The organism is Butyrivibrio sp. Su6, from assembly GCF_900108105.1.
GTDB lineage: Bacteria > Bacillota > Clostridia > Lachnospirales > Lachnospiraceae > Butyrivibrio.
Window position 1 is genome coordinate 104,984 of record NZ_FNUR01000007.1, and the last position, 15,900, is coordinate 120,883.

Genomic DNA, 15,900 nt, shown 5'->3' on the forward strand with positions numbered 1-15,900 from the left:
TTACCTGTTTATAAGCTTATAAAGAGCATCCGAATAGCCTCTTAGCCCGTCGATCAGCGTCTTTCCACAGCCCTTTTGCATATGATATATATCTTCTATAATCTCACCGGTTATTATTTCTTTTGGCCTTCCAACAGCGACAACTCTTCCATCATTTATTGCGATCACTTTATCAGCTAGTGCTTCTACAAATTCAAGATCATGGATAGAGAGTACAACCGCTATATTTTCTCTTTTGGCCATCCTCTTTATTATTGACAGAATATCCACCTTAAACTGAATATCAAGAAAAGACGTGGGCTCATCAAGGATCATTATCTCCGGCTCCTGACAGATTGCCCTGGCAAGCATAATCCTCTGGCGCTGTCCATCGCTTAGTTTGCTAAAGTCATTTTCTGCAACTTCTTTTGCATCAACCAAAGCGATTGCCTCATCAACTTTTTCCCAGTCATTTTTGGAAAGTATCCCAAGCCTTCCTGTGTAAGGATATCTTCCCGTTGCCACCACTTCTCTAGCAGACATAAGCTGGGGCTTGATCCTCTGTGTTGTGACCATTGACATCACAGTAGAGAGTTCTTCACCATTTACAAGTTTGTCCTCTTTTTCTTTGATATAGATTTTGCCTGATAACTTTTCAAGCTGCCTTGTTATGGTATTAAGGATTGTTGATTTACCCGCTCCGTTAGGGCCTATAAGGGCTACGATCTCACCCGGCATAACTTCCAGTGTGATATCTGCCACTACAGTTTTTTGATAGCCGACATCCAGCTTGTAAACTTTTAATACTTTGTCCACTTTTATCTCTCCCCTCGCCTTAAAAGCAGCAGGATAACAACAGGTGCGAGTCCCACAGCCGTCACAGAGCTGATGCTAAGTTCCGTCGGTGCGAAAGCTGTCCTTGCTATATCATCGCAGATCAGCGTTATAATAGCTCCTCCAAGGAAACACGCAGGTATCATGATAAGTGGTTTTGCCGTCTTAAAAAGTCCCCTCATAATATGCGGAACTGCTATTCCCACAAAAGATATGGGACCGGCAAAGGCTGTTACTGTTGCTGACAAAAGGCTTGATGAAAGAATTAGTATCACTCTTAATGCCTTTATATTTACTCCCATGTTCCTTGCATATGCTTCTCCAAGCTGGTAAGCACCAATGGGCTTAGAGAGCATGAAGGATAAAAAAATACACGCAAGCACAAAGATTAAAGATATCTGCACATGCTCCATAGTAGTTCCCGAAAAGCTTCCAAGAGACCAGTTGTGGAGATTAACTATATTGGAATCCTCTGCAAAACACACCACAAAATCAGTTATTGCAGAGCATATATACCCGATCATAACACCGCACACTACTAAAAGAGACATGTTGCGGACCTTGCCTGCCATTATCAGAACAATTCCCATCGAAATGAGTGACCCGATAAATGCTGCAACTATCATTCCAAAGGACGAAAATACACGTCCGTTCTTTAATAAAAAGACCATTGCAAGTGCCACAAAGAGCTTGGCCGATGAAGATACTCCAAGCACATAAGGTCCTGCAATGGGATTTCCAAAAAATACCTGTAATAAAAAACCTGAAACAGCCAGCGCTCCGCCCATGATAACTGCTGCAAGGATCCTTGGAAGCCTTATGGTCAATAAAATATTTCTGGCGAAATCTTCTCCTGATCCTTTAAAAAAGGCATAAAGATCCTTAACACCTATATCCGCGCTTCCTATCAGCACGGATATAAGTCCTAGTATTACCAAAAGAACTGTCAATATGAAAATAATAAGAATCTGATCAGCGGTTTTTTTCTGCAAAATCATTCCTCTAACCTGAACAAATAGTTAAGTTTTTTTGTATCGTCTTCAAGTATATTATTAACATCCTCAATAAAATCTGCCACGCTTGTGCTCTGCTGAAAAAAGCTTTCAGGCAGACAGTATATATCGCCGCTTTTAAAAGCACTGAATTCTCCAAGAAGAGGCATTTTCCCCACCAGTTCCTTTTTACTGACAATATCCCCTTCGATTGTTCCGTTGTATATAAGCAGGTCTGCATCTTTTGCTCCTGCATAAAAATCTTCCACAGTAATAGTCATAGTGGAGAGATTGTTATCTTCTTCGCCATTTAAATCTTTGGGAACGTAGACACCTCCTGCAAGATTTATCATTGAGCTGATATAATCCCCGGCTCTTCTTACCGTCACCATTCCGTTTGAATTAATTGAAAAAACTGCCACAGTTTTTCCTGTTTTCTCTTTTGTCTTGATTGCGTTTACTCTTCTTTCCTGTTCTTTAAAAAGAGCTGTTGCTTCATCAAGTTTGTTATAAATTACTCCGTAAAGCTTTACCCACTCCAGTCTTCCAAGAGGATTGCTCTCGTAGCTTGAGCGCTCTATCATAACTGTTATCCCAAGGCTTTTAAGTTTCTCATAGACCTCCGGATTGTGATAGATCATGGTATTTTCTATTGCAAAATTGCACCCCTCCGATAAAAGAAGCTCATAATCAGGGGCCGAATACTTTCCCGCATAGAGAAGGTCGCCGCTCTCCATAGCTTTTTTCGCCTCTTCTACTGACCAGTCTTCTTTTTTGGTGCCTGACAGTCTGATACTGTCAAGAGCTCCTATTGAAGCTATAAGATCCATTACAGATGTGGATACCAGGTAAGTTTTATCAGTTTTGATTGTTTCATATTGTGAAGCCTTATCTGAGCAGCTCTGCAAAAAACTCTGCTCCAAATCCCCGCTTCCAATAGTTATATAATTGTATCTGTTTTTATCATTATCCTCGTAAAAGTCGACACTGAACTCTTTTGCATACTCAAGTTCAAGGCTGCCTGTAAGAGTAAGTTCATCCGTCGACGCGTGTCCTGCGTTTATTACAGATTCAGTGCTCTCTCCCTCTGAAGAGATGTCTTTTTCTCCTATTCCATGAACGGTAAGCTTATACTCTATCTCATGAGGTGTACTCATGGCTGTCGTATCCGCAATCACCGTAAATTCCTGATCAAATCCGGGAACAGGTATTGTAAACTTTGAATTTTCTCCGGCCAAGGCTTCATTTAGGTACTTCTTACCATCAACCACCATGTAATCGTAATGGCTGCTGGACCATACGATACATGCTGTGATATTTCCATCCTTGGCCACAACCTCAGCCGGAGATTCTACTGTTGCTTTGCCGCTTCCTCCCTCTAAAGAAACTTCGCAAACATATACTCCGTCAGCAAGTATTTTGTTTTCTGTATTCTGGCCACAGCCCGTAATAAGGAGCAAAAAAGCTATGATCAACGCAAATGTCTTTTTCAAAATACATGCCTCCGGATAAAAAAATTACTGTGTCACTGAAACTTTATGGTCGTACCATTTGCCCTTTTCACCTAAAATAGCAAGGTCAAATTCCTCTGAAAGCTTCTCTACAGGAACATCAAAACCATTTACGGTCTCTTTGCTTCCATCGCTGTATGTAACCTCGACGTCATAAGGCTGTAACCAGTCAGCCTCATTCTTTTCGGCATCAGCTGCTGTTCCAACATAGAGATTAACTATCTTTTTGGAAACAAGCGCGATTGAAATATATGCTGTTCCATCTTCATTAACTGTAAGTGTACCTTTTCCGTTGTTTGCTTCATTCACACGAAACATACCTGAATCTGTGTTAAAAGAAACTTCGTAAGTACCCTTTTCAAGTGCGATGCCTGATGCATCTGATTTTACTGAATCACTGGTTTTTTTTATGGCATCAGCTGTGTGCTGAACATAAAGGGCCTCAATGTTCTCAATTCGGCCAAGACCTGCAATCTGGCAGTCAACTGACAAGCCTGCTGCCTCAAACATTGACTTCCAGGAATCTTCTTCATCACCTGCCATGTCATTATTGGCGTGGTCACCTGCAACAACCATAAGTGGTCTTAAGATGACCTTTGTATAACCTGCTTCCTGAACTGCAGCTATCACATTTTCACATGCTGTCTCTTCGGGCTCACCCTCTACAGTTCCAACGAATACATTCTTATAGCCAAGTTCATTCATCTGAGTCTGCATCTGAGAATAGGTAACCTTTGCAGCATGGCTTGTGCCATGACCCATAAATACAAATGCTGTCTGCTCTTCTACAGCTTTTTCAAGGCTATCAAAACCAGCTTCAGCAAGGGCAGCATTTGTTATCTCTTTTGCTACAGTCTGCTTGTCTTCGTTTATGATTGTTGCATCAGCGCCAACTTCTCCAAGAAGTGGTTCCGAAATCTTAACTGTTTCAAAAGAATCAGCGTATTTATTAACTGCATCTACAAGCTCATCATACTCTGCCCCATGCATAAGATGTGTAGGCTGGATCACAAGATTTTTTACGCCATTTGCAACTGCTCTTTCAAGGGCCTGATCCATGTTATCAATAGCTTCGCCATCTCTTGCCTGAATGTGATTGATAATGATCTGAGCTGTAAATGCTCTTCTTACTGAATAGTCAGGATTTGCTGCAGCAATTGCCTTTTCAATTCCGCCTATGTCCTTAACTCTGCTGTCATTGAAAGAAGTACCAAAGCTGACAACAAGAATTTCATTTTCACCAATTTCATCCTGATTAAGCGGGTCATCCAAAGAAGCATCGCCTGTATCTCTTCCAAAATAATCAGGATCAGCGAATTCTCCTTCTACTAATTCTTTTTGTGCATCTGTAAGTGCATCCCATGCCTCTTTGGCTGCAGTGCACTGAGCGTCTGTCTCATCTGTTCTTGTCTGAACATAGATAGCGTCAATTAAAGCCGCTACATTATCAGCAGCTTCTTGATCAGATATTTCCTGTGAAGCATCTGTTTCTGTGCTTGCTAAATTTTCTACTGCGGCTGATGTTTCTGTCACAGCGCTCTCGGACGTACCTGTCTGACTGCTGCCGCATCCACAAACTGCAAGTGCTGTCAAAGTGGTCAGAACAAGTGAAGTAACTAGATTCTTTTTCATTTTTCCTCTCCTTGTACAGGGATTTCATTCTGCAACTTTGACGCAATAAAAGAAAAAGACCACATGCATAGTGGTCTTCAAATTCAGATAAATATATCAAAAGATATTTCACATGAATCTGATTCGAAGTCCGCAAATCAAAATTGCAAAACTTAGGCAGGTCTCCTGACTTCGGTCAACATCTGCGCTATCTTCCCAATTTCTCAGTGATAACAAGCACAAACTCCCTAACACAGTGACGGCTTCGCTCCGGATTCTCACCGGATTCCCTTTTCACCCATTCGTAACAATGGACACCTAAGCTCTATGAAATCTATTATTTTTTTCTATGTCAAACTAACATAAAAGAATATTACTGTCAATTCCGCTACTTGCTTCTTTAAAAACATTATGTATAATAGGAAGGTACTTTTTTTGTAATATAGAGGAAAAATTAATGAAATATTTAAAGCAGTTTCTGATTATTCTGGCGATTTCTCTTTTGGGCGAAGTCTTAAAAGCTATTCTCCCATTACCAATACCAGCCAGCATCTATGGAATGGTCCTTATGTTTGTCTTTCTCCTCACAGGAATCCTCAAACTCGATCAGGTAAAGGACGCAGGTAAATTTCTCATCGAGATCATGCCTGTTTTATTTATCCCGGCAGGCGTGGGCCTTATGTCATCATGGAATGTTTTGCAGCCTGTTCTTATCCCCGTATCAGTTATTACAGTGATCACAATATTTACCGTAATGGCTGCTACCGGATTGGTATCACAGTTTATCATCAGAAAGGATAAGAAGGAGAAAACACTATGAACGAATTTATGCAAAACAGCGCCTATGCAGGCGTAACAATAAGTCTCATTTCTTACGGTCTTGGAAATTTCCTTAAAAAGAAAACAGGTCTTGGCCTTTTTAATCCACTTCTTATTTCAATGATAGTTACCATGCTGTTTTTGCTTGGATGCGGAATCGATTATGACACCTACAATGAAGGAGCCAAATACCTTAGCTGGCTTTTGACACCTGCTACTGTGTGTCTTGCCATTCCTTTATACGAAGAATGGGAGCTTCTTAAAAGCAATGCCAAAGCCGTTGTTATCGGTATTTTTTCAGGGGTTATAACAAGCCTTGTGACAGTATTTGTGCTTGCCAAGCTCATGGGGCTTTCTCATGAAAGCTATGTAACCCTCCTTCCAAAGTCAATCACAACAGCCATCGGAATGGGCGTTTCACAGGAACTTGGAGGATACGTAACCATCACCGTTGCAGTTATTGTTATCACCGGAGTTTTAGGAAATATCTTTGCTGAAATCATTTTTAAGCTTTTCAGAATACATGAGCCTATATCCAAAGGTCTTGCCCTTGGAACCGCAGCTCACGCCATAGGCACTGCCAAAGCTATGGAAATTGGCGAAATCGAAGGCGCCATGAGTTCACTTTCAATCGCTGTAGCCGGTATCCTTACTGTAATATTTGCATCAGTCTTTGCAGGACTGATTTAATTTCAATCAGCTCAATATTTTGCTATGTCTGTAAGTGGAACCTTATTAACCTTACTAAAGGCCAGGTAATTGATTACAACTGAAAAAAGAGTATTTATCAGAACTGACGCAGTCCAGGCCATTGCAAAAGGCTCCCTTACAAACATGAAGGCATCAGTTTCAAGGCTTTGAATGATCCTTCCGGTAAGTGGAACTCCCAGTGCCAGCGCTATCAGCATGGCAAGCTCTAGCATTCCATAAAAGAGCTTATATTTAGTATCATTAAGCTCTTTTTCCATATCTTTTTCACCCTGCTCAAGTTGTGCCTGTCCATCAGCAATCTGAGTATTATACTCTTCTTCACCTTCTCTGATCTTTCTAGCTGCTTCCGAAAGCTCTTTTTCTGCAGCGGCTTTTTTTTCTTCAAACTCTTTTTCTCCTAACTGCAATGCTTCAAGAGCCTTTGCTATAGCATCCTCATATACCTTTCTGTTCTTGTCGATTTCAGCTTTTCCATTTGCAAGCTCATCCCGGATCTTTAACTCAGCGCTTTCGTATTCCTGTTCAAGATCTGACAAAATGGACGTTGCGCGCTTATCAGCTATTGACACAGATTCTTTTTCCAAAATCGTCTTTATTTCCTGAATCCGGTCCTGATATGCATGCTCAAAGGAACTCACAGATACATCTGCATCCACAAGGATATTTGAATAGTCAAAAGACAGATCCTCGACATCAAAAGAATCCGTGGGCAGCACAACATAGTCTGTGGACGTATTTACCATGTAATCAGGGTGGGATGCAATGCCTGTTATCTTATAAGTTTTGTTGGGAAGAACATCAGAAAAACGTGCAGAGGAAACCTCCAGGGCAATCTCATCGCCTATACCGGCTCTGATTTTTTGGCTTGCGCTGTAGGAAATGGCACATTCATTTGGGGCAGTTGGAAGAGACCCGGATGTAACTGTAGGTATGCTGACATTTTTTGTAATTGAGACGATAGTAACTGATGAATTGTTTTCTAAAAAGCTTGCGATTCCATAGAAGGTGATCTGCCCCTCAGCATCTTTTACCTCCGGAAGAGATTTTATCTTGTCGACATCTTGCTGTTTTATTCCGATACTGCTTGATATATCAAAATCCCTGAAATTCTGCTCATCAATATAGTAAAGAGAAGCTCTCCTGACTGTGGACGACGCAAAATAAAGTCCCAATATGAGTGTTGTTCCTATCAGGACTATTGTCACTATTGATAACCATGACACAAAACGTTTTTGTATATTTCTCAGAGAATCAACAAGCCACGTCTTCATGTAAATATTTTATCATAATTTAGTGCACGCGTTCCATACGGGAAGTTCTTACATCGCAAAGCTACACTGATTTTTATCCTTGCCTCTTCATATATCCCATATACTTATCTGCTGATATTTTTCCGGCAGGTTATTCATAAAACGAAAACAATCCTCCGGATTTGACATAATACCATTTTCTTTGCAGATTCTTTGAAATATCTCAGTCAGTTCCCCGGCTTTAGGGCTTGGCAATTCATAGGCATTTCCATATCGTTTAATGTAGCGTTCCTTCAGCCCGGGAAAATGCTTGTCAAGCGCTGCGTAATAGTATTCCCGGTCGCCATCCCTAAGTGTTAATCCCATACCAAAATCTATGATGCCTTTTACCCGGACTCTGACGCATTCATTCAGGATAGCAGTAATATTATCTTCCGTATCGTTAATGAATGGTAAAATCGGAGTAAGCCAAACTACAGTAGGAATATCCCTCTTTTGCATTTCTTCCAAAACTTCTATTCGCCGTTTTGTATTACAAACATTCGGTTCCAATATTCCACACAATTCGTCATCCCAAGTCGTAAGTGTCATCTGAACCACACACTTTGCAGAACGGTTTATTTCATCAAGCAAATCGATATCCCTAAGGATACGGTCTGATTTTGTCTGTATTGCTACACCAAAGCCATATCGCTTAATGATTTCAAGGCACTTCCTTGTCAATCCTAATTCTTCCTCACAATGCATATACGGATCAGACATTGAGCCGGTACCGATCATACATTTTTGTCTTTTGGATTTCAGTGCTTTCTCTAATAATTCCGGAGCGTTCTGCTTTACTTCTATATCTTCAAACAAATGTGTGAACTGATAACAACGACTACGACTGTCACAATAAATACAGCCGTGGGAACACCCTCTGTATATATTCATTCCATAATGCCAACCGCTCTTAGTTATTATTCCTTTAGCATTCACAAAGTGCATATTATTCTCCGCTACGTTTGAAATTACTCTCCTATTCAGTAAGAATGCGTATTCCTCTTATCCGTTTACAAGCTTCAGAAACTTTTTATCGTTCATCTGCTCGTTGGTAATATATTCTCCGTCATGGAATAGTGCATAGTTTGTGATTGGAGTAGGTGCGTTTTGTGCTTCCTGTCTACTTTCAATATGAATTGCATGGAAGGGTATGTCATTCTCTTTTGCAGTCTGCCTCAAAACCGGAACATATTTCGCGTTGAATGGGCACTGGTTGGTGTAATACAGAACATATCCTTTTTCATCTATGCGTGGATGCTTGGCACATTCCTTGAAATCTGGCTTATCAGCCTTCTTATCAAATGGCAGGTACCAAAGCTGAATACCATTATCAGCTTCATCGCATACTTCAAAGCCTTTATATTTCAAGAACTTAGGATCCGCAAGGAATGGCTTTTTCTTGGCTGAAGAAAGAATGCAAAGACCTTTCCTACCCTTTTCCTTACTGTCAGCAATACAGGCATCCAGAAGCTCTGTGGAATAGCCATGTCCTTTAAAAGAGCCAGAAACCCACAGGCAATCTATGTACATATAACCATCAGCCTCAATAGGGACCCATGCACTCTCAGCAGGAATGTACTCAATAAAGCATTTGCCACGCTCCGCGCTCTTTAAAAAGACAAGTCCCTCATCAAATCTATCTGCAAGCCAGGCTTTCTTTGATGAAACCTGAACGTCTTTATTATTGGATATAGCGCAGCAAATGTGCTCTTCCTCTAAATTGTCCTTGGTAACTCTAATATATTCCATGATCATTCCTCCAATTTACATTACCAGATTTAGTTATTTCTTTGGGTCAGTCATAGTTAGAAGTTACTTGTATCTTTCCGCTTTATAGGATGTCTTATCACAGTTTTAAGTTTCTCCGGAGCTACCTTCCTTGCATCACTTAGGTATATTTCATGATGAAGTCTTTTTTCAGTAATATCTAGTTTGTATCCCTGCTGTTCCATGAAGTCATGCATCATCTGCACCGTTGCAGGTTCGTCATCATAGGAGCCGATATACATACACTGAACGCACAGTCCTTCATCATTGGGATTGCCGCTGCCCCTAACTGCAATATAATTCATCTTCGGAACAGTGATGATAGAGGGCGTACCCTTCGGCATATAAAATTCTTTGTATTCCTTCTTATAATCAAACGCCATACCTTTTATCCCTCCGTCAGATCTTTCTCTCCATAAGGCTTATTCCAGGAACCGATCTCGATCAAGTTTCCTTCCGGATCTGCGATATAGCAGGTTCTCTGTCCCCAGGGCTCAAGCTCAGGCTCAAGCACAGATGTCGCTCCATTTTCCACGGCTTTCCTATATGCCTCATCCACCTCTTCAAAAGTATCTACATATAGCGCTATTTCAAAATGGCCATTCAATCCCTTGATATACTCATATCTCCGGCTTGTCATATTTTCAAAATCTTTTCTGCCGTACAGCAGAAATAACGTTCCATCCTTCACCAGATAAACGTTTGATGTATTCTCTTCTTCCTTGATTTCGAATCCAAGAACATCCCGGTAAAAACGGATCATCTTTCCCATGTCCTCAACAAGCAATCCAAAGCCATCTAATCTCATTATGTTAATCCTCCATAGATTTTTAATGTTTCTTCAGCATTCCTGCGGATAATGTCCCGCGCCTCTGCAGGCTCTAACACCTCTGCCTTTGCCCCAAAGGTCATTAACCATGTCACAAGGTTTTCCATATCTGTATAATCTGCCGTAAAGAGTAGCCTTCCATCATCGGCTTCTGTAAAACAATGCGGCCCGAATTCTTCAACCAGCCGCCACTTTATATCCGGTGTAAAAAGAGCCTTTACTTTTATACTGCCCGGAAAGATCTTCTCATTCGACAGGTCAGGCATAGGTGCATACCTACAAGTGAAATTCACATCCATTTCTGCAACACAATCCATACGGTTCAGCTTGAACAGCCTGTAATCTTTGCGCTCTAAGCACCATCCCCATACATACCAGCTTGACCACCGGAAGACAAGATAATATGGTTCTATCCTTCGATTGCTCTCTCCATTCGGTCCATAATATTCAAACTGTATAAGATGCCTGCTCTCTATCGCTCTCTGGATCACTTCAATCTTTGGAGCAAGGGAGCCCTTATACCATGAGGACAGATCGATAAGTATAGAATCCCTGCCACTGATAAACTCAGATGATCCGGTTTGGATTTTCTCCATCAACTGGCCATAGTAGCTGCTTCCGCTCACACTGTCCAGACTCCGCAGTCCTGCAAGTATCATCTGCATGTCCTTCGATGTCAGAATAGTCCTGTCCATGCGATAGCCATCCATGATGCTGATTCCTCCGCCAACTCCCTGGGAAGTCTGTATAGGAATCCCTGCTTTACACAGAGCCTCGATGTCTCTATTGATAGTTCTTTTTGAAACCTCGTAGCGTTCTGCCAGCTCAGGTGCTGTAGTTTTCTCTTCCTGAAGTAATACAGAAAGTATTCCAATCAGCCTGTCTATCTTCATTATCTTTCACTCCACTAAAACCATATCATTGCAAACACGACATCTATATGTCATGTTTATTATAACATTTTTTTATTTGATATAAAAAACCTCTATCTCATTACAAGATAGAGGCTTAAAATTATATGATTATATTCGGATAGAACGCTCCACTTTCTAGGGACTTTGAGCGGAAAACTGAAAGTTATATTCCATTGATTTACTTTGACTGTATTGAACAAATCCTCATCTTATTGTTTATCGTCAGAACGCCCCACGCCTTCCTGTTTACGGGAGATGCCGGCGGAATGAATACACCCTCTCTTATAGTGTTGCTCTCCGTTCTTCCAAGGTTCGTGATACAATGGCCGTCGCGCTTTTCATAACCGAACATCTTGCTACCGACAAATCTGCCGGCCTTGCTCTCAAAACTTCCAAGAGTCGATATAGCTATGGCATCGAGGAGTTCCGGTTCCATATTGAAATAACACGAGAGAACGAGCATCTCCCTATCCGGCTTACTTATTATGCTCCTGACTTCATGATCTACAGCCCTTGCGAGTTCCATGATCTCATAGGTTTTCTTCTTAACCACCACGCTGAATGCTGTAGCATAGTTTCCAAGCGAGCCTTCCTTATAGTTTTTAATCTTATTCCTTATGTCAGAAGCTATGACCACCTTATTTGTTTTCTCATCGATCATCATCTTAGCAACAAGATAGTCATTGAGCGATACCCCGTTTTCTCTGCATAGACCAAGGAGCGTATCAAGCTCTTCTCCATCAACTCTCTTTATCTCACGCTTTATATCCTGTTTGCGATCATGATCACGTTCAAACTCAAGATACTCGTCGTAGCTGACCCTATGCCCTTCTTTACGCCACTTCTTATTGGCATCTCTGATCAGCGCCCTGCTGATAAACCTAAGGTCGCTGCCATTCGGAAGATCATCAAGGCTTTCCATCAGCTTCTCATCAACAAGGTGCGGCCTGGCACCGCTAGTATAATGATCCGCAAACTCCTGCACCAACTGTAGAAGCCCTCTCCCGTCGCAAAGAAGATGATGTGTTATAAAAAGGACTCTCGTTCCGCTCTCGGATGGATAAGCATAGACCTTGAGCAGCGCTTCCTTCTGAACATTCCATCCAGCTGAAGATACCGCCTCATAATCAGTCTGCCAGTTATCGTCTGCCTCTTTTATCGTTATCGGAATCTCAAGTTCAGGATGCTCCTCATAATATATCAATGAACTTCCCTCCTCCTCGGCTATCAGACTTCTCATAAGCGGATGAGCCGATCTAAGAACACCAATGCTCTCGATGATACCGTCCGCATCGAACTCCGCTCCGATTTCCGCCATGATACCGAAGTGCATGTTCGGGGACATATAGTGCGCCCTTTCCGTATATAAGTATTTCCTACCTGGCATAAATCTCTCTTTCTCCTTATGAACTACATTCTTTTAGTCAGTTATACTTTCTTTCGCACTGTTGATAAGACCGAGAAGGCCCGTCTCCTTAATAAGAGCTATACCCTGGAATTCATCTCCGAGGACAATCAGATTGTCGCCTGTGTTAATATCGAAGATTTTTCTTGCTTTGGCAGGAATGACGATCTGACCCTTATCTCCCACTTTGACCATTCCAAAGATATGTTTTCCTTTCGGCGGTATAGTATATCCCAGGTTGTCCGAATCATTCTTTTCATATGAGATAAGGTCGTCCATGGATACACCAAAGAGGTCAGCCAGCATCTTACATCTCTTTATGTCCGGCAGCGACTCTCCGGTCTCATATTTTGAAAGCGTCTGTCTGGATACGCCTATCTTCTCTGCAATTTCCTCCTGTGACAGGTTATTAAGCTTTCTTAATTCCATAAGATTGTCTGCAAAACTCATGTTTTCTTCTCCTTTTTTATTCCCAGAACACACCACCTTATGAAAGGTATGCGGCTCATGATTTCATACAGAAGGTAGGAGCCTGCGAATGCTGCTATTGCAACCAACAGGTATACGATGACAGGGGCAAGGAACGGACATAATGTATGCAGATACCATCCGCTGACCGCTATCATCAGATAATGGAATACGTAGAGGCCCCATGATTTTCGGCACATCCACTTTGAGAAAGCATTCGTGAAATTTCCCCATTTTTTCATGAAGGCAAGTATACCGAGAGTTCCAAACCATGCGTATACATTGCACATGATTGTGTCCAGAACTACATGATCCGGATAAGGCTGACCTATATATAAAATCACGAAGGCTACGCAGGATGCGATGGCAAGAATGCTTAATAACAGCCAGCTTTCGCCAAGTCGATCCATCACTTCGTCATGGGACAGTACAAAGTAGCCTATCAAAAAGCCCAGTCCGTAAATACCGAATCTGTATACCACTATTATCGGTGTGTTAAGTATCTGCGCTGCTCCGTATACGGGTATGACAAGAAGTATAAGTGTCAAAAGATTTGCTTTGCCGCATATATTATAGAATCTGTCTTTTTCAATCCTTCTGATCAGTACCAGTATCAGGCTGAAGAGCCAAAGCATCTGAATGTACCACAGCGGACCTGATCCGCTGACTGCCATTATCAGGAAAAGGATTGGCCCTGATACGTTGTTCATGGAATTAAAAGCACCGGACATCAGCATGTTGTAATAGCCAAGAACCCAGCCGAAAACCAAAAGGCCGATTGTTGATGGCACAAGATACTTTCTCGTCCTTACGCTGATAAATTCCTTTTCTGTTCGTTTAATTAGTTCATAGCGGGCTGACATGCCGGATACCACAAACAGAAGTAACATGAACCAAGGATATACAATGTACTGATATATATCCTGTGGCTGATGTTTACTGAAAGGTCCGATGATGCCATGTTGTGTTACACCGTTGAATATGTAGATTACATGATAGATGACAACCAGCACTACTGTTATCCAGCGAATATTATCCAAATACACCTTCCTCATATTTCTACCACCTTTGCCAAATATTTTAACATTTTTATCAATCATAAAAAAGTAAGCTCCACCTGTCTACCAAGCGAAGCTTACATATTTTGCTATTTTTTGTTAAATTTGGTTGCGAGCGCATAGTTTTATAAAAGCGCTCATTCACTGTAACTGTACAAACCTTATATCCAAGTTTCCCCATGAATGGAACCTTTTCATATTTCCTAGTTTCAGTATCAATAATGATCATGGCTGATTCTCCAATCTGCCTTCCATCACTATATGTTGAAAATACATCTGTAGAAATGAAGCCATTCTTTTCTCTAAGTATTATAGCAAGAAATTATCAATCATTTTCTTTATGGTTCTATCATTAAGCACTATGTTTGATGTCTCGAAGGTAAGCATTAGTCTATCCCCGGGTATTATTCCATTATAAATATATGAATTAATCTTCCTTACTGCTTTTTCGGAGTATTTAGGATCATCCATTTTTCCATCATGCTCCCAATATACTTCTTTTCCTGTCTTGCGACTGAGAATTGTAAAGTCCGGATACACCACCCCATAGCCTTTTAAGACAATAGGACATTCATATTTGTATTCAATTCCCAAATCGAATAAAGTATCTGCGATCAGCTTTTCTGACTTTGATCTTACCCTCTCTCCTTTTTTGGTATATATTTCAGGTGTACCTTCATCAAACGCTTTTCCTGTATATGGGATTGCTTTCCAATCAGCCACTTTCTGCTCCCATGTCTTTTCAACAGGTGTAACCAGAGCCTGCCTATTGACGTTCATATTGGTATAGATAAGTTCAAGCTCATCTTCCGAATACTCTTTACTAATGATCTGGATTTGCTTAAGTCTCCTATCTACCAGCTTTTTCATCTTCTGGTCATAAGACTTTTGAGCCAGTCTTCTAACAAGAGGCATATCCTCTTTCTTTAGGTATTCTCCTTGTTTTTGATACTTACCATCCTTTTCTTTGCAATGCATGTACTGAATATGTTTGCCGGATGATGTTATCCTAAGATTGCCTTCAGGCACTTCAACAAGTCTTTTATCTACATCCTGTTTGATTTTCTTTAGTCTTTTCTCTTCTGCAATTAAGTATTTCTTTAGTCCTATCATTTTTTATTTCTCCTTTTTGTTTTTTACTTGTTTGTTACTTGTTTCTTACTTGTTTCTTCTTTTACTTGTTGTTTCTATTGCTTGTTGTTTTTTGCTTGTTTTTTTTGGGGGCAGTGGTAATTGTTTTAGGCTTCCTGCCTATATTAGGCGTTTTCCTGAAAGGAGCATTGCTTTATTCACCATTCGTTCTGCCACTATTCAGTCTTCAGCCAATATAGGCATTGCAATTATCAATTGCTGTTCTGCCTAAATCCAGTTCTCTTGCAATATAGGCATTGATTTTAAGTAGCAATTTTCTGCTACCATTTGCCATTCCCGCCATATAGGCAGTTTGTCCAACGTAAAATTAACTGCCTATAGTGGCAATACTCGGTATATAGGCAGAACTGATACTTCAAAATCAACTGCCTACACAAGCGATACTCAGGATATAGGCATAACTGATCCCTCAAAATCAACTGCCTACACAAGCAACACTAGGAATATAGGCAGACACCCCCCATTTTATTTATAATGATCAACTGCCTATATCAACAAGTCTCGGAATATAGGCAGAGTTCACCTCACTAAAATCAACTGCCACTATCACAGAAATTG

Annotated in this window: 15 protein-coding genes, 1 pseudogene and 1 riboswitch; of the genes and pseudogenes, 2 read left to right on the forward strand and 14 right to left on the reverse strand. The window is 41.0% G+C overall.

Features of this window, described 5'->3' with window-relative positions:
- The 4 genes and pseudogenes from C4S54_RS09285 to C4S54_RS09300 form a co-directional block, all read right to left on the reverse strand.
- Complete coding sequence (locus C4S54_RS09285) at nt 1-795, reverse strand: ABC transporter ATP-binding protein (protein ID WP_103869286.1); 795 nt, start codon at nt 793-795, stop codon at nt 1-3.
- 2 nt (nt 796-797) lie between these two features.
- Nucleotides 798-1,811 carry a FecCD family ABC transporter permease gene (locus C4S54_RS09290; RefSeq protein ID WP_103869287.1) on the reverse strand — a complete coding sequence of 338 codons (1,014 nt, stop codon included), beginning with the start codon at nt 1,809-1,811 and terminating at the stop codon, nt 798-800.
- On the reverse strand, nt 1,808-3,298 hold the full coding sequence (locus C4S54_RS09295) for an ABC transporter substrate-binding protein (protein WP_103869288.1): 1,491 nt from the start codon (nt 3,296-3,298) through the stop codon (nt 1,808-1,810). The genes C4S54_RS09290 and C4S54_RS09295 overlap by 4 nt, the downstream gene beginning before the upstream one ends.
- Before the next feature lie 423 nt (nt 3,299-3,721).
- Nucleotides 3,722-4,948, reverse strand: a pseudogene (locus C4S54_RS09300) (sirohydrochlorin cobaltochelatase); the annotation flags it as partial.
- A 138-nt stretch (nt 4,949-5,086) separates the two neighbouring features.
- A riboswitch (cobalamin riboswitch) is annotated at nt 5,087-5,264 on the reverse strand.
- Nucleotides 5,265-5,384: 120 nt separating this feature from the next.
- Between C4S54_RS09300 and C4S54_RS09305 the strand changes: the two are divergent.
- Together C4S54_RS09305 and C4S54_RS09310 are read left to right on the forward strand one after the other, a co-directional pair.
- Entirely contained in the window at nt 5,385-5,747 is a 363-nt protein-coding gene (locus tag C4S54_RS09305) for a CidA/LrgA family protein (protein ID WP_103869290.1), read from the forward strand.
- Nucleotides 5,744-6,436 carry an LrgB family protein gene (locus C4S54_RS09310; protein ID WP_103869291.1) on the forward strand — a complete coding sequence of 231 codons (693 nt, stop codon included), beginning with the start codon at nt 5,744-5,746 and terminating at the stop codon, nt 6,434-6,436. The genes C4S54_RS09305 and C4S54_RS09310 overlap by 4 nt, the downstream gene beginning before the upstream one ends.
- Nucleotides 6,437-6,447: 11 nt before the next feature.
- Here C4S54_RS09310 and C4S54_RS09315 read toward each other — a convergent pair whose 3' ends face one another.
- From C4S54_RS09315 to C4S54_RS09365, 10 genes are all read right to left on the reverse strand, one after another.
- Nucleotides 6,448-7,728 (reverse strand): ABC transporter permease, encoded by a 1,281-nt coding sequence (locus tag C4S54_RS09315; RefSeq protein ID WP_146059979.1) that lies wholly within the window; start codon nt 7,726-7,728, stop codon nt 6,448-6,450.
- Between the two features lie 87 nt (nt 7,729-7,815).
- On the reverse strand, nt 7,816-8,694 hold the full coding sequence (locus C4S54_RS09320; protein ID WP_103869293.1) for an SPL family radical SAM protein: 879 nt from the start codon (nt 8,692-8,694) through the stop codon (nt 7,816-7,818).
- Between the two features lie 57 nt (nt 8,695-8,751).
- Entirely contained in the window at nt 8,752-9,498 is a 747-nt protein-coding gene (locus C4S54_RS09325) for a GNAT family N-acetyltransferase (protein ID WP_103869294.1), read from the reverse strand.
- A gap of 56 nt (nt 9,499-9,554) precedes the next feature.
- Nucleotides 9,555-9,899, reverse strand: coding sequence for a GyrI-like domain-containing protein (locus C4S54_RS09330; RefSeq protein ID WP_103869295.1), 345 nt, complete (start codon nt 9,897-9,899; stop codon nt 9,555-9,557).
- Nucleotides 9,900-9,904: 5 nt separating this feature from the next.
- Entirely contained in the window at nt 9,905-10,324 is a 420-nt protein-coding gene (locus tag C4S54_RS09335; RefSeq protein ID WP_103869296.1) for a VOC family protein, read from the reverse strand.
- On the reverse strand, nt 10,324-11,238 hold the full coding sequence (locus C4S54_RS09340; RefSeq protein WP_103869297.1) for a helix-turn-helix transcriptional regulator: 915 nt from the start codon (nt 11,236-11,238) through the stop codon (nt 10,324-10,326). Before C4S54_RS09340 ends, C4S54_RS09335 begins: the two co-directional genes overlap by 1 nt.
- Nucleotides 11,239-11,437: 199 nt before the next feature.
- A complete protein-coding gene (locus C4S54_RS09345; protein ID WP_160110740.1) occupies nt 11,438-12,604 on the reverse strand; it encodes a condensation domain-containing protein in 1,167 nt (388 codons plus the stop codon).
- 75 nt (nt 12,605-12,679) lie between these two features.
- The gene (locus C4S54_RS09350; RefSeq protein ID WP_103869299.1) at nt 12,680-13,114 is read right to left on the reverse strand and encodes a helix-turn-helix domain-containing protein; all 435 of its coding nucleotides are present in this window, start codon (nt 13,112-13,114) and stop codon (nt 12,680-12,682) included.
- On the reverse strand, nt 13,111-14,232 hold the full coding sequence (locus tag C4S54_RS09355) for an acyltransferase family protein (RefSeq protein ID WP_200821060.1): 1,122 nt from the start codon (nt 14,230-14,232) through the stop codon (nt 13,111-13,113). Before C4S54_RS09355 ends, C4S54_RS09350 begins: the two co-directional genes overlap by 4 nt.
- 267 nt (nt 14,233-14,499) lie before the next feature.
- Entirely contained in the window at nt 14,500-15,303 is an 804-nt protein-coding gene (locus tag C4S54_RS09365; RefSeq protein WP_103869301.1) for a hypothetical protein, read from the reverse strand.
- Nucleotides 15,304-15,900 lie beyond the last annotated feature (597 nt).